This window comes from Actinoplanes awajinensis subsp. mycoplanecinus, assembly GCF_001509495.1.
Classification (GTDB): domain Bacteria; phylum Actinomycetota; class Actinomycetes; order Mycobacteriales; family Micromonosporaceae; genus Actinoplanes; species Actinoplanes palleronii.
This window is the reverse complement of the sequence record NZ_LLZH01000299.1, coordinates 14719-29497: the sequence shown is the minus strand read 5'-3', so window position 1 is coordinate 29497 and position 14779 is coordinate 14719. Positions and strand designations below refer to the sequence as shown.

Genomic DNA, 14779 nt, shown 5'->3' with positions numbered 1-14779 from the left:
GTCAGGCCGCCTTTCCCGCGGAGAGGCGTCTGACGTACGTGTTGACCAGCACGGCCAGCAGCAGCATCACGCCGAGGAACGCCTTGAACCAGTTCGGATCCCAGCCGGCGTAGACGATCCCCAGACTGGTCATCCCGAAGATGAACGCGCCGATCGCGACACCCGACGCGTTGCCGAACCCGCCGGTCAGCAGCGTCCCGCCGACCACGGCCGCGATGATGTAGAGGAACTCGTTACCCACCCCGTTGCCGGCCTGCAGGGTGTTGAACCGGTACAGCAGATGCATCCCGACGAACCAGCCGAGAAAAGACACGACCATGAAAAGACCGATTTTGGTACGGACGACAGGCACCCCGACGGCTCGCGCGCTGCCCGCCGACCCGCCGACCGCGTAGATCCAGTTGCCGATCCGGGTGAGCTGCAGCGTCCACCCGGCCACCCCGGCGAACAGCACCCACCAGAGCACGGTGATCCAGATCGTCGCGGCGCCGGCCGTGGTGCTGGACGCGAAGACCGTCCGCAGCGAGTCGAACCCGTCGATCGCGCTGACGTCCCGGCTGGACACCGACCCGGTGACCAGCTTGGTCACGCCGAGGTTCGCACCCTGCAGGACGAAGAACGTCCCGAGCGTGACCAGGAAGCTCGGTATCCCGGTGCGCATCACCAGCCAGCCGTTCAGGAAACCGACCGCGAGACAGAACAGCAGGGACAGCGCCGCGCCGACCCACATGTTCACCCCGAAATACCAGCAGAACATCGAGTTGACCAGCCCGGCGCTGATCGTGATCACGCCGGCCGACAGGTCGAACTCGCCGCCGATCATCAGCAGGCCGACCCCGACCGCGACGATCCCGATTGTCGACGACTGGTAGAGCACGGTGCAGAACGCCGCCAGCGAGCGGAACGACGGCGCCACCGCCAGGAAGAACACGAAGATCACCACGGCCGCCGCCAGCGCGCCCGCCTCGGGGCGCGCCAGCAGCCGCAGCGTTCGCCTCACCGGGTGTTCTTCTCGGTGAACGGCAGGATCTTGTCGATGTTGGTCTGGTCCACGAAGGACGGCCCGGTCAGCACCGGCCGGCCGCCGCCGATGTCGTTGCCGTTCTTCAGGTAGAGGTAGAGCGAGGTGACCGCCATGTACCCCTGCACGTACGGCTGCTGGTCGATGGCGAACACCACCTCGCCCGCCTTGATCCGCTTGGCGATCTCCTGGTTCAGGTCGAACGTCACGATCTTCGCGGGCGACGACGCCTGCTGCTTGGCGTTGATCGCATCCAGCGCGATCGGCGCGCCGAGCGTCACCACGTAGTCGATCGACTTGTCCTGGGCCAGCTTGGCCTGCAGGGTGGTCGTGACCGCGCTGTCGTCGGCACCGTTGACCTGGAGGTTCTCCGTGCCGGGCACGGCGCTCTTGACGCCGTCGCAGCGCGCCTCGAGTGCCACCGAGCCGGTCTGGTGGATCACGCAGAGCGGGTGTTTGGCACCCTGCCCGGCGATCCGCTTGCCGATGCTCTCCCCGGCCAGGGTCTCGTCCGAGCCGAAGTACATCAGCGCGCCGAGCTTCTGGTACTGGTCGATGCCGCCGTTCAGGCCGACCACCGGGACTCCGGCGGCGGTCGCCGACGTGACCGCGCCGGCCAGGGCGTCCGGGGTGACCAGGGTGGTCGCGATCCCGTTGACCTTGGCGTCGACCGCGCTCTGGATCAGGCCGGCCTGCTTGGCGGCGTCCGGGTCGTTGGAGTACTTCAGCGTGACACCCTCGTCCTTGGCGGCCTGCTCGGCGCCGGCCCGGACCTTGTCCCAGAACGTGTCGCCGGGCGTCTCGTGGGTGATGAAGGCGACCGTGTACCCGGAACTGCCGGGCGCGTTGCCACCACCACCGGAGTCGTCCGCGGCGGACTTGTCCCGGCCTCCGCCGCTGCACGCGGCGAGCGTCAGGACCGTCACGACGCCGGTGGTGAGCAGACCTCTCCTCATCCGAAATCTCCTGTCTCCTCGAGATACCTGCGGGTACGGGTGGCGATCGGCAGCGGAACGTCGAAGTCCACCGGGTACATATCCTGCTCGACCACGACGAACAGCTCCGCGTCGAGGTCCTCCAGGGCCTTCAGGACGGCCGGAACCTCCGGGGCGCCGGACGGCGGGGCGACGCTCACCCCGAGCCGGACGGCCTGGCCGAACGCCCAGTCCTCGGCGGCGGCCCGGGCCGCGAGGGCCGGGTCCATCTGCTTGAGGTGGACGTAGCCGACCCGATCCGGGTACTGCCGGATCAGGCCCAGCACGTCCGCCCGCCGGTACGCCAGGTGGCCGGTGTCCAGGCACAGCGACACGAACCGCGGATCGGTGCCGTCGAGCAGCCGCTCCACCTGCGACTGGTATTCCACCTGGTAGTCGGCGTGCGGGTGGAACCGCAGGCTCATGCCGTACTCCTCGGCGAGCATGCGGCCCAGCGTGGTCGTGTTGGCCAGCAGGTCGCGCCACTGATCGGTGCTCAGCTCGGCGGCCTCCCGGTACCCGCCGGTGGCGTCGTCGCGGTACCCGGGCACCGGGACGAACACCACGTCGCGCCCGCCGGCCGCCCGGGTCAGCCCGGCCACCCGGCGGGTCTCGGCGAGCACCGCCGGGAAGTCCTTGTGCGGCCCGCCGACGCCGCCGACCGTACCGGCCGCGCAGCGCAGGCCCCGGGCGGCCAGCTCGTCGGCCAGGCGGGCCGGGTCGGTGGGCAGGTAGCCGTACGGGCCGAGCTCCAGCCAGTGGTACCCGGCGGTGACCAGCTCGTCGAGGAAACGGGGCCACGGGGTCTGCCGGGGGTCGTCGGCGTACCAGACCCCCCACGAGTCGGGACAGCTGCCGAGGCGCAGACGGCGCATGCCGGTCACCGTGCCGTCGGGAAGTGCAGCGACGCCTCGGACGCGGAGTCCTCCAGGGGCCAGCGCTGGGTGACCACCTTGCCGCGGGTGTAGAACGCTACGCCGTCCGGGCCGTAGATGTGGCTCTGCCCGAACAGCGAGTCCTTCCACCCGCCGAACGAGTGGTACGCCATCGGCACCGGGATCGGCACGTTGATCCCGATCATGCCGACCTGCACCCCGCGCTGGAACCGGCGGGCCGCCGCGCCGCTGTCGGTGAACAGGGCCGTGCCGTTGCCGTACGGATTGTTGTTGATCAGTTGGATCGCCTCGTCCACCGACGACGCGCGCAGCACCGACAGGACCGGCCCGAACACCTCCTCGCGGTACACGTCCATCCGGTCCTCGACCCGGTCCAGCACGGTCGGCCCGACGAAGAAGCCGTCCTCGTACCCTGGGATCTTGAGGCCTCGGCCATCGGCCGTGACCGACGCGCCCTGCTGTTCCCCCGCGGCGATCAGGTTCTCGATCCGCTCCTTCGCGACCGCGGTGATCACCGGGCCCATCTCGCTGGCCGGGTCGGTGCCCGGACCGACCACCACCTCGCCGGCCCGCTCGCTGACCAGGCGCACCAGCTCGTCGGCGGCCGAGCCGACGGCGACCGCGGCCGAGACCGCCATGCAGCGCTGCCCGGCCGAGCCGAACGCGGACGCCGCCAGATGATCCGCGGCGAACTCCAGGTCGGCGTCCGGCAGCACCACCGCGTGGTTCTTCGCCCCGCCGAGCGCCTGCACCCGCTTGCCGGACACCGACGCCTCCCGGTGGATGTGCCGGGCGATCAGCGTCGACCCGACGAACGACACCGCCGCGATGCCCGGGTGCCGCAGGATCGCCTCGACCGTGACCCGGTCGCCGTGCACCACGTTGAGGACCCCGTCCGGCAGCCCGGCCTCCCGCCACAGCCCGGCGACCAGGTTCGACGCGGACGGGTCGCGCTCGCTGGGTTTGAGGATGAACGTGTTGCCGCAGGCGATCGCGATCGGGTGCATCCACATCGGCACCATGGCCGGGAAGTTGAACGGCGTGATGCCGGCGCAGACCCCGAGCGGCTCCCGGAAGCTGAACACGTCGACCCCGGCCGACGCCTGATCCGAGAACGAGCCGGCCAGCAGGGTGGGGATCCCGCAGGCGTACTCGATCACCTCGAGGCCGCGCCGCACCTCACCGGCCGCGTCGGAGAGCACCTTGCCGTGCTCGTCCGAGACGATCGCGGCGAGGTCGGCGGCGTGCGCGTTGACCAGCTCGCGGAACGCGAACAGGATCCGGGTGCGCCGGCTCAGCGACTCCTCGCGCCAGGACGCGAACGCGTGGGTGGCGACGGTGACCGCGGCGTCCACATCGTCCGGTTCACCGAGCAGCACCTCGTGCTGCTTGCGGCCGGTGGCCGGCTGGTAGACCGGGGCGCGCCGGGTGGACGCGCCACCGGTGAACCGGCCGCCGATCCAGTGCTCGATCGTGCTCATCTCATCAACCTCCGGGTCGCAGGTGATGCCGCTGGTCGCGTTTCCTCTCCAGGTAGCCGGTGAGTGCGTGCCGGGTGCTGTGCAGGGTGGCGATCTGCGCCACCGGCACGTCCCACCAGGATTCCGAGCCCGGCCCGGCGGCGAGCGGGTCGGTCTCGATGTGCAGCACGGTCAGCCGGTCCGCCTCGCGGGCCCGTTTCAGGCCCTCGGCCAGGTCGGCGGCGGTCCGGCAGCGGATCACCGAGGCGCCCAGGCTCTCCGCGTTCAGTGCCAGGTCGACCGGGAGCAGCGCGCCGTCGTAGTCGCCGGTCTGCGCGCTCTTGTAGCGGTAGCTGGTGCCGAACCGCTGCGAGCCGACCTGCTCGGAGAGCGAGCCGATCGAGGCGAACCCGTGGTTCTGCACCAGCACCACGATCAGCTTCACGCCCTCGGCCAGCGCGGTGACCATCTCCTGCGCCATCATCAGGTAGGAGCCGTCGCCGACCAGGGCGTACACCTCGCGGGACGGGTCGGCCAGCTTGATCCCGAGGGCGCCGGCAATCTCGAAACCCATGCAGGAGTAGCCGTACTCGACGTGGTACTGCTTCGGGTCGCGGGCCCGCCACAGCCGCTGCAGGTCGCCGGGCAGGCTGCCGGCCGCCTGGACCACCACGTCGCGTGCTCCGCACGCTTCGTTCACCACACCGATCACTTCGGCCTGGGTGGGCAGGTGGTCACCCTTTCTTTCCCGGTACGCCCGGTCGACGCGCGCGTTCCACGCTGCCACGTCATCGTGGAAATCACCGGTGAACCGCCGTCCGTGCAACGCCGGGCGCAGCGCCGTCAGACCGGCCCGGGCGTCCGCCACCAGGGACAGCGCACCGAGTTTCGCGGCGTCGAACGAGACCACGTTGAGGTTGACGAACCGGACCTGCGGATGCCGGAACGCGGTGCGCGACGCGGTGGTGAAGTCGGAGTAGCGGGTGCCGATGCCGAGCACCACGTCGGCGTGCGCCGCCAGCCGGTTCGCCACCGGGCTGCCGGTCGCGCCGAGCCCGCCCACCGCGTTCGGGTGGTCCCAGCTGAGCGCGCCCTTGCCGGCCTGGGTGTCGGCGACCGGGATGCCGGTCTCCCGGGCGAACCGGTCCAGTTGCACGGACGCCTCGGAGTAGATCACTCCGCCGCCGGCCACGATCAGCGGGCGGCGGGCGCCGCGGATCACGGCGGCGGCACGTTCCACGGCGAGCGGGTCGGGCGCCGGGCGGGTCACGTGCCAGGTGCGCTCGGCGAACAGCTCGTCGGGATATTCGTACGCCTCGGCCTGCACGTCCTGGGGCAGGCAGACGGTGACCGCGCCGGTCTCCGCCGGGTCGGTGAGCACCCGCATCGCGCCGAGCAGGGCCTGCGGCAGTTGCTCGGGCCGCCAGACCCGGTCGAAGAACCGTGACAGCGGCCGGAAGGCGTCGTTCACCGACACGTCGCCGGAACGCGGATCCTCCAGCTCCTGCAGCACCGGGACGGCCACCCGGGTGGCGAACACGTCGGACGGGAACAGCAGCACCGGGATCCGGTTCACGGTGGCCAGGGCCGCGCCGGTGAGCATGTTGGTGGCGCCCGGGCCGATCGAGGTGGTGCAGGCCATCGTGGACAGCCGGTTGCGCATCCGGGCGTACCCGGCCGCGGTGTGCACCATGGCCTGCTCGTTGCGGGCCAGCCGATAGGGCATCTCCGGTGTGCCGCTGCGCTGCGCCTGCAACAGCGCCTGCCCGATGCCGGCCACGTTGCCGTGCCCGAAGATGCCGAGGAACCCGGCGACGGCCCGCTGCCGGACACCGTCCCGCTCGGTGAACTGGTTGGCCAGGAACCGCACGGTCGCCTGCGCGACGGTGAGCCGGTGCTTCACAGTCTTCTCCGCTCCCGGTCCGAGGTGAGGGGCAGCCGTGGGTCGACCTTCTGGGCCGCCCACGTGTCGCGGACCCAGCCGTGCGCCGGGTCGTCGCGGATCAGCCAGCGCCGTTCACCGGGGCCGGCCATCACGTTCAGGTAGTAGAGGTCGTAGCCGGGGGCGGCCATCGACGGGCCGTGCCAGCCGTACGGGATCAGCACCACGTCGCCGCTGTGGACCTCGGCGCAGACGTCGATCGGGCGGTCCGGGTGGCCGTAGACCCGCTGGTATCCGCAGCCGGGCCGGCCGGACGGGGACGGCGCCACCTCGAAGTAGTAGATCTCCTCGAGGCGGCTCTCGTCCGGGCCCGGCTCGTCGTGCTTGTGCGGCGGGTAGGACGACCAGTTGCCACCGGGGGTGAGCACCTCGACCGCGATCAGGGCGTCGGCGTCGAAGGACTCCGGCGTACAGAAATTGTTGACCTGGCGGCTCGCGGACCCGGCGCCGCGCAGCTCGACCGGGACCTCCTCGGCCGGGCCGTAGCGGAACGGCAGCCGGCGCCGGGCCCGGGCCGCGGGCAGCGCGAACCGCCCGCCGTTGGGCGCCCGCAGGGTGACCACGGCGTCGCGCGGCAGGTACGCGAAGTCGGTGACCCGGGAGAAGACCGAGCGGCGGCCGGTCAGGGTGAGGCGTTCGTCGTCGCACGCCACGTCACAGCCACCGGCGAGCGGCAGGACCAGCACCTCGTCGGCGCCGGTGCCGAACTTGACCCGGCCGCCGACCGGCAGCTGCACCACCCGCAGTCCGCTGTGTGTCCAGCCGGCGTTCTCCGGTCCGACCACCACGTCGAACGGGCGGGCCGCGGTGCTGCCCCGGGGGATCACCGGGTTGACCCGGGCCTCAGCCATGGCCGGCGCCGGCCAGCAGGTCACGGACCTCGGCCTCGGACGGCATGGCGTCGGCGCAGGCCAGCCGGGTGGCGACCAGGGCGCCGGCGGCGTTGGCGAAGCGGATCGTGGCGGGCAGGTCCCAGCCGGCGAGGAGGCCGTGGCAGAGGGCGCCGCCGAACGCGTCGCCGGCGCCGAGGCCGTTGAGGGTTTTTATTTTTTCTGGTGGGGCTTCCACCTTCTGGTCCTTGCATGCGGCCAGCACTCCGGCCGGGCCCCGCTTGATCACCGCGAGGTCGACTCCGTGTTGGAGAAGCGCCCGTTCCGGGTTCGCCCGACCCACCGCGACCTCGACCTCGGCCAGGTTGCCGACGGCGACCGTGGTGTGGCGCAGCGCCTCGGTGTACCAGTGCCGGGCCTCGGCCGGGGAGTCCCAGAACATCGGACGCCAGTCGAGGTCGAAGACGGTGATGCCGGATCTGTTGCGCTCTTTCAGGGCGGTCAGCGTCGCCGTGCGGGAGGGTTCGGCGCTCAGCCCGGTGCCGGTGATCCAGAAGATCTCGGCCCGGCGGATCGCGTCCAGGTCCAACTCGGACGGATGGATCTCCAGGTCCGGGGCCTTGGGGTAGCGGTAGAAGTAGAGCGGGAAGTGGTCCGGCGGGAAGATCTCGCAGAACGTCACCGGGGTGGGCAGGTGCGGCACCGTGCCGACGAACCGGTCGTCCACCCCGAAGCCGCGCAGCGCGGTGCGCAGGTACTCCCCGAACGGGTCGGCGCCGACCCGGGTGATCACCGCGGCGCGACGGCCGTACCGGGCCGCGGCCACCGCCACGTTGGACGCGCTGCCGCCGAGGGACTTGGCGAACGTCCGCACCTCGCCCAGCGGCACGCCGATCTGCTCGGGATACAGGTCGACGCCGATGCGGCCCATCGTCAGGACCTCGTGTGCGGACATGTCCGTCCCTCCGGCCAATCCACCCGGGAGGGTCAGGTCCCGTGCGGTCACGGACGCAATCAACCAAGCCGTCAGCAGCCGGTCATCGTCCAGCGAGGCTGAGTGGACCTGAATCGATGTAATTACGCGACCGCGCCCGCGTCAAGGGCTGGCGGAAAACGACAGGAGGGGCGCAGGCTGATCGCCCGCGCCCCTCCTGGTCACCGCGGTCAGGAAGCGGGACGCCACATCCGGAAGAACGGGGTGCCGTCCGGCAGCAGGATCGCGAACGGGTCCATGTCGGTGTAGCCGTACCGGCGGTACAGCCGCACGTTGTTCTCGTTCGTGGCCTCGAGATAGGCCGGGATGCCCTGCTCGTCCAGGATGTCGTGGACGTTCTTCATCAGCTTGCCGCCCAGGCCGTGACCCTGGTGGTCCGGGCGTACCGCCAGGAACTGCAGGTGCCAGTGCTGGTCGGAGGGGTGGTTCTTCTCGAACAGCTCGCCGAGCGCGCCGAACCGGTCCAGGTGGTCACCGGCCAGCGCGGTGAGCCGGTCCATGTACCCGGGGAACTCGGGCAGCGGGTCGACCCGGTTGTACCAGACCGCCGCGGCCGCGTACCCGCCGTCGGCGTGGTCGATGACCTCGACCTTGCCGTGGCTGAAGGCGTACTCGGTCTCCAGGGTGAAGAAATCGGCCATGATCCGCTCGCGGTCCTCGGGGACCGGGACCAGGTACGCGTCCGCGTCGAGCTCGTCGAACGACTTCGAGACCAGGGCGCCGATCGCGGCGAGCTCGTCGGCCCGGGCGGACCGGATGATGAACTCGCTCATCGGTGGTATCCCTGGTCGGGGGTCTCGTTCAGCGCCGCGGAGAAACCGCCGCCGCCGGTGGTCGCGCTGTTGGCGCCCATGCCGATGCCCGAGTAGACCTGCGGGCGGGAGCTGCGCAGGAACAGGCCCCAGATGATGCCGGCGACCAGCACGACCAGGAACGAGCCCGGCACCGCGACGGCCGTGGTGCTGTCCGGGTCCACGCCGAGCAGGGTGGCGATGTTGCTCAGCGCCAGGTAGGACACGATCACCAGGAGCACCGCGCCGATGACCGGGGCGATGATCCGGTGCAGCACGTCCTCGTCGGTGCGGTTGCGGGCGAAGTACGCGATGACCGCGAACCCGGTGAGCGTGATCAGCAGCAGCACGCCGAGGCCACCACCGGTGCCGCCCCAGAAGAACAGCTGGACCAGCGGGTCCCAGCCGGCGACCGCGTAAGCCACGATCACGATGAGGCCGACCGCCGACTGGGCGAGCGAGCCGTTCTTCGGCGCGCCGGTGCCCGGCACGGTGCGGCCGAACAGACGCGGCACCACGCCTTCGCGGCCGAGCGAGAACATGTACCGCGAGATGATGTTGTGGAACGAGATCATCGCGGCGATCAGCGAGGTCAGGAACAGGATGTGGCCCAGGTGCAGCGCGATGCTGCCGAGCGGACCGGCGGCCAGGTTGAAGAAGAGCTCGGGGCCCTCCTCGACGGAGCGCGCGACGACCTGGTCGGCACCGGCCGCGGAGATCATCGCCCAGGAGGCGAACGCGTAGATCACGGCGATCAGGGCGATCGCGATGTACGTGGAGCGCGGCACGGTGCGCTTCGGGTCGCGGGACTCCTCGCTGAACACCACGGACTGCTCGAAGCCGACGAAGCCGGTGATCGCCATGACCAGCAGCGCGCCGGAGCCGGCACCGGTCAGCGACGACACGTCGACCGGGGCGGACGACGGGTGGAAACCGTCGGAGAGGATCTCGGCGATGCTGAACACCACGGTCAGCGCGATCTCAGCGACCAGCAGGGTGGCGAGCACCTTGCCGTTGACGGCGACGTCACGCACACCCAGGACCGCGACCAGGGCCCAGGCGACCAGGCCGAACGCCCACCACGGGAGGTCGATGCCGAACCAGTCGACGAACAGCGGCTGGGCGATCGCGCCGAAACCACCGTACGAGGCGCACTGGAACATGTTGTAGGCCAGCAGCGCCACCCAGGACGCGCCGACACCGGTCGGGCGGCCGAGGCCACGGGCCACGTACGCGTAGAACGCGCCGGCGTTGGAGATGTGCCGGGCCATCGCCACGTAGCCGACCGAGAAGATCGCCAGGATCACGGCGACCGCGATGAACGCGATCGAGATGCCGGTCAGGCCGGTCACCGCGAGGCCGGTCGGCACCACGCCGGCGACCACGGTCAGCGGGGCGGCCGCGGACATCACGAAGAACACCACGGCGGCCACGCCGAGCCGGTCCCGGGCAAGGGCGTTGGAGAGCTGACTCTCCGCGGGTTGGGTTGCGGTCGAGGACACGCGTATCTCCAGATATTTATGAGGGGTGAGGGAGAGAGAAGACTCTGTGGTGGGTCAGGCGCGCCGGGCCATCACGGCATCGCCGACGGCTGCCTCGGCGTGCGCGACGAGCTGCTGGAGCATGGCCGGGAACAGGCGCCGGAACTGGTCGAACAGCCGGGCCCGGTCACGGGCGTTGAGGGTGGCGAGCACCTGCTGGTCCAGGCCGGTGGCCAGGATCAGACCGGCGAGCAGCAGATCGGCGACGTCGAGTTGCTCGTCGCGGGAGACCTTCGTACGGATCCGGGTGGCGGGCCATCCGGCGGTCATCGAGTCGGACGGCACGAAGGAGACCTTGGTGCCGAGCAGTCCGCGTTTCTCCTGACGCTGGATCAGGCCGCCGCGGGCGAGGCGGCGTTCGACCAGGTCGGTGGCGATGCCGGTGGACAGATAGGAGATCCAGTTACGCACTCCGTGCTGACCGGCCTCGCGCCGGATCTGCTCGAGCAGTGCGGTGGTGGCGGCGTCGCCGGTCGGCCGTTCGTCGATGACGATCAGCTCGCTCTCGACGAGGTCGATGCGGCGCCAGAGCATCAGCTCACCCAGCAGTGCTGCCCCCAGGCCCAGACCGAGTGTTGCCGGGGACAGCAAAGATTTGCCCCGGATCGAGTCATGAGCGGTGAGGTACAGATCATCCGCGGGCGGTAGCTGCGGCGGTAACGCCACGGCTTGTTCTCCTCTCGACGCCTTGGGAATGCCCGCGCTGTTCACCGTACGTAATCAAGGTGAGTTTCACGAAGCAATGACGTTGCGCTCCCCGTAGCGCGACCGCGTGTAGCCTGCCAAACCCGGTCGTTTCTCGCAACGTCCAGATGCGACAAATGTCGACTCCACAGTAGGCGAAGTTGATCACATGCGCTTCCAGCGAGTTTGAGCATCGATCAATAAAGCGCCGCGACCTCGAAGATCAACAAATGTTTACATAAATTTACAAGATCATCTATCACTTTTAACGTGCACGGTCGATTGCTGAGTGTGACAAAACAAGATCAAAAACTACTGTAAGTAAGCTTCTTTGCGGATAGTTGATGAGACAAGCATTCCGGCGTACCGTGGTGGCAGTTAGTTGAAGTTTCAACGGAGGTCGCCGTGCGGATGCCCACCCTGTTCCTGAGTCACGGAGCGCCACCACTGGTGGACGACCCCACCTGGGTCGCCCAGTTGCAGGAGCTGGCGGCCGGCCTCCCCCGGCCGAAGGCGATCCTGATGGCCTCGGCCCACTGGGAGTCCGCGCCGTTGATGCTCGGTGCCACCGAGACCGTGCCGCTGGTCTACGACTTCGGCGGCTTCGCCCAGCGCTTCTACCAGGTGCAGTACCGCGCGCCCGGCGCACCGGTCCTCGCCGACCAGGTCGCCGCGCTGATGCCGGACGGCGAGACGGTCGCCCGCACCACCCGCGGGCTCGACCACGGCGCGTACGTCCCGCTGACGGTGATGTACCCGGACGCCGACATCCCGGTGCTGCAGATGTCGCTGCCCACCCTGGAACCGGACCGGCTGCTCGAGCTCGGCGCCCGGCTCGCCCCGCTGCGCGACGAGGGTGTGCTGATCGTCGGGTCCGGCTTCACCACGCACGGCCTGCCGTTCCTGCGCGACTGGCGGCCCGAGGCGGCCGCGCCGGGCTGGTCCCGCGAGTTCGACGCGTGGACCGCCGAGACGCTGGCCCGCGGGGCGGTAGACGAGCTGGCCGACTTCCGGTCGGTGGCGCCCGGGATGCCGTATGCGCACCCGACCATCGAGCACTTCGCCCCGATGTTCCTGACGCTGGGCGCGTCCGGCACCCCCGAGCAGTCCCCCGACCAGCCGATCGACGGCTTCTGGATGGGCCTCTCCAAGCGCTCCTTCCTCACCACCTGACCCCGGCCGGCCCCGAGGGGTGCCTCAACCCGCCGGACACACCCCTCAACACCAGCCACCACCACTCGGCTGGCACTCAGGGGTGCCTCAACCCACCCGACACACCCCTCAACACCAGCCACCACCACTCGGCTGGCACTCAGGGGTGCCTCAACCCACCCGACACACCCCTGAGCACCAGCCGGCGGAGTTCCCCATTTCGATCATGGCTGCGTTCCGTTGCTGCAGGCGCCCCTGCCCCGCTGACGCCCGTTCACCGACAGGCGCATAACGGTCGCCACGACCAGCTCGTCGTGCCCGGCTGGTGCTGGTGGTGGTATCAGCGGCGGGGATACCACCACCAGCACCAGCTGGGCCGCGTTGCGTGCCGCTACCGCCCCAGGAACGCGGGACATCGCGTGGCCGGGGACGCACACCACTCCCGGCGACCCGGAGTGGACCGACGGCATCCCGGCGCGGTCGCGCCCAGCTGCGGGCGATGAGTGGCGTCGCGGATCGTGACCAGCCGGCGGCCCCGCCTGGCTACCAACCCCGGCCACCTGACAACCGCGAGCGTCGCAGCCACTCCAGCAATCCATGAGCCGCGGGCCGCACAGACCCAGCAAGATCAACTCGAGCTGAGTGGCATTCAACTGGCGCCTGCGGCTGTCTCGGGACGCTTGAGCCAGCCGCAGGCGCCAGCCGGCCGGGGACGATCGGCCAGGGACGACCAGCCGGGGACGACCGGGGTTCACCGGCTCCCATGGGGTGAGGTGGGCGGACCCCGCCGGTCAGCGGCCGAGCGCCGCGGCGGCCGTGGGGCGCGGCCGCGGCCGGGAGTCGGGGATCCTCGCGGGCGCATGACGGCTGAGGGGGCTGTCACTTCGTACCGGAAAATGTCGGACCGAATGGGGAGCGGACCTCGGCGATTTACAGGGATCTTGTAGGGAGTTCTTGGTGTTCTTTGCCCTGGCTCTGGGGATTCTTTGAGGATGCTTGAGGTCACCGCGCTCGGATGGACCCTGACGATCGGCGTCATCGTCGCACTGCTCGCCCTCGATCTGACTCTGGGGGTGTTACGGCCGCACGTCGTCGGATTCCGGGAGGCCGCCGGTTGGTCGATCTTCTATATCGGCGTGGCGATCGCTTTCGGTCTGGTCTTCGCGAGCGTCGCCGGGTGGGGTTTCGGCGCCGAGTATTTCGCCGGGTACATCGTCGAGAAGAGTCTGTCGGTCGACAATCTCTTCGTCTTCGTCATCATCATGAGCAGTTTCGCGGTGCCGGAGCGGTACCAGCAGGAAGTGCTCACATTCGGGATCATCATCGCGCTGGTGCTGCGGGTGATCTTCATTGTGCTCGGCGCGACGCTGCTGAACCTGTTCTCGTTCATGTTCCTGATCTTCGGGTTGATCCTGATCTTCACGGCGGTGCAGCTCTACCGGCATCGCGACGAGGACCCCAGCATCGATGACAATGCCCTGGTCAAGGCGGGCCGGCGGTTCCTGCCGGTGACCGAGGACTACGTCGACGGCAAGATGATCACCCGGGTGGACGGGCGGCGGATGGTCACGCCGTTGTTCCTGGTGCTGCTGGCGATCGGCAGCACCGACATCCTGTTCGCGCTCGACTCGATCCCCGCGGTGTTCGGGGTGACCGAAGAGGCCTACATCGTCTTCGTCGCGAACGCGTTCGCGCTGCTCGGCCTGCGCGCGCTGTTCTTCCTGGTGAAGGGGCTGCTGGACCGGCTCGTCTACCTGTCCACCGGCCTCGCCGTGATCCTCGCGTTCATCGGGGTGAAGCTGATACTGCACTGGGCGCACAAGGCGCTGAGCACGTCGGTGCCGGAGGTCGGCACGCCGGTCTCGCTCGCGGTGATCGTCGGCATCCTGGTGATCACCACGGTGGCCAGCCTGATCAAATCCAGCCGCGATCCGTCCAAGAAAGCGCACGCCGGGAGCCTGCGGGCCCAGCGCGAGGATGACCAGAAGCGGTAGAACGTGAACCGCCCCCGGCGCGGGGAGCACCGGGGGCGAGGGTGGGTCAGCAGTCACGGCCTGGGGACGGTCCGGGCCGGACGCGGTAACCCGCCGGGCCGGCCCTACGACCCGGGGTTCTCGGTGTTCACATGTGGTGCGTGCCGGCGGCGGCGTGGTACCGGCGCCCGGCGTCCTGGTGGTTCAGGATGGCGTGGATCTCGCGGGTCTCCTCGGCGGTGTGCCGGCCCAGCATCAGGTCCAGCTCGGTGCGTTCGGCAGCGGTGCGGAACGCGGCGAGCTCCTGGCTCAACTGGCGGTGCGCGCGGCGCGCGGCGAGACGACCAGTGATCGACGTACGGATTTCACGGATGAACGGCATCGGGCACTCCTTGACGGATAGTGACGGAGAAAGCCTCGTCGCTTCCGGGTACAACAGTGCCGCGCCTGTTCGACATCCCCAAATCCACCAGGTAAAACCTGGAAGATGAAAGTGATCGCCGCCACCGGATAGCGGTAAT

Annotated in this window: 13 protein-coding genes; 2 read left to right on the top strand and 11 right to left on the bottom strand. The window is 69.6% G+C overall.

The genetic code is table 11. From position 1 onward, the window contains the following. Position 1 precedes the first annotated feature (1 nt). The 10 genes from ADL15_RS35490 to ADL15_RS35445 form a co-directional block, all read right to left on the bottom strand. Positions 2 to 1000 (bottom strand): ABC transporter permease, encoded by a 999-nt coding sequence (locus ADL15_RS35490; protein ID WP_067700508.1) that lies wholly within the window; start codon positions 998 to 1000, stop codon positions 2 to 4. Then, the gene (locus ADL15_RS35485) at positions 997 to 1977 is read right to left on the bottom strand and encodes a substrate-binding domain-containing protein (RefSeq protein ID WP_067700505.1); all 981 of its coding nucleotides are present in this window, start codon (positions 1975 to 1977) and stop codon (positions 997 to 999) included. Before ADL15_RS35485 ends, ADL15_RS35490 begins: the two co-directional genes overlap by 4 nt. Further along, positions 1974 to 2870: a TIM barrel protein gene (locus ADL15_RS35480; RefSeq protein ID WP_067700688.1), complete on the bottom strand. Its 897-nt coding sequence runs from the start codon at positions 2868 to 2870 to the stop codon at positions 1974 to 1976. The genes ADL15_RS35485 and ADL15_RS35480 overlap by 4 nt, the downstream gene beginning before the upstream one ends. 5 nt (positions 2871 to 2875) lie before the next feature. Beyond that, a complete protein-coding gene (locus tag ADL15_RS35475) occupies positions 2876 to 4372 on the bottom strand; it encodes a CoA-acylating methylmalonate-semialdehyde dehydrogenase (RefSeq protein ID WP_067700502.1) in 1497 nt (498 codons plus the stop codon). Between the two features lie 4 nt (positions 4373 to 4376). Beyond that, positions 4377 to 6254: a 3D-(3,5/4)-trihydroxycyclohexane-1,2-dione acylhydrolase (decyclizing) gene (iolD, locus tag ADL15_RS35470; protein ID WP_067700498.1), complete on the bottom strand. Its 1878-nt coding sequence runs from the start codon at positions 6252 to 6254 to the stop codon at positions 4377 to 4379. Continuing rightward, a complete protein-coding gene (iolB, locus tag ADL15_RS35465) occupies positions 6251 to 7144 on the bottom strand; it encodes a 5-deoxy-glucuronate isomerase (RefSeq protein ID WP_067700685.1) in 894 nt (297 codons plus the stop codon). The genes iolD and iolB overlap by 4 nt, the downstream gene beginning before the upstream one ends. Then, positions 7137 to 8078 carry a 5-dehydro-2-deoxygluconokinase gene (gene iolC / locus ADL15_RS35460; RefSeq protein WP_067700495.1) on the bottom strand — a complete coding sequence of 314 codons (942 nt, stop codon included), beginning with the start codon at positions 8076 to 8078 and terminating at the stop codon, positions 7137 to 7139. The genes iolB and iolC overlap by 8 nt, the downstream gene beginning before the upstream one ends. A gap of 209 nt (positions 8079 to 8287) precedes the next feature. Beyond that, on the bottom strand, positions 8288 to 8890 hold the full coding sequence (locus ADL15_RS35455; protein WP_067700491.1) for a GNAT family N-acetyltransferase: 603 nt from the start codon (positions 8888 to 8890) through the stop codon (positions 8288 to 8290). Next, a complete protein-coding gene (locus ADL15_RS35450) occupies positions 8887 to 10410 on the bottom strand; it encodes an APC family permease (RefSeq protein ID WP_067700488.1) in 1524 nt (507 codons plus the stop codon). Before ADL15_RS35450 ends, ADL15_RS35455 begins: the two co-directional genes overlap by 4 nt. A 54-nt stretch (positions 10411 to 10464) precedes the next feature. Next, positions 10465 to 11115: a GOLPH3/VPS74 family protein gene (locus tag ADL15_RS35445; RefSeq protein WP_067700485.1), complete on the bottom strand. Its 651-nt coding sequence runs from the start codon at positions 11113 to 11115 to the stop codon at positions 10465 to 10467. Positions 11116 to 11544: 429 nt separating this feature from the next. On the opposite strand from ADL15_RS35445, the gene ADL15_RS35440 reads away from it, so the two are divergent. Then, positions 11545 to 12306 (top strand): dioxygenase family protein, encoded by a 762-nt coding sequence (locus ADL15_RS35440; RefSeq protein ID WP_067700482.1) that lies wholly within the window; start codon positions 11545 to 11547, stop codon positions 12304 to 12306. A gap of 971 nt (positions 12307 to 13277) precedes the next feature. Beyond that, on the top strand, positions 13278 to 14279 hold the full coding sequence (locus tag ADL15_RS35435) for a TerC family protein (protein ID WP_067700479.1): 1002 nt from the start codon (positions 13278 to 13280) through the stop codon (positions 14277 to 14279). Between the two features lie 127 nt (positions 14280 to 14406). Here ADL15_RS35435 and ADL15_RS35430 read toward each other — a convergent pair whose 3' ends face one another. Next, the gene (locus ADL15_RS35430) at positions 14407 to 14640 is read right to left on the bottom strand and encodes a hypothetical protein (protein WP_067700476.1); all 234 of its coding nucleotides are present in this window, start codon (positions 14638 to 14640) and stop codon (positions 14407 to 14409) included. Positions 14641 to 14779: the final 139 nt, after the last annotated feature.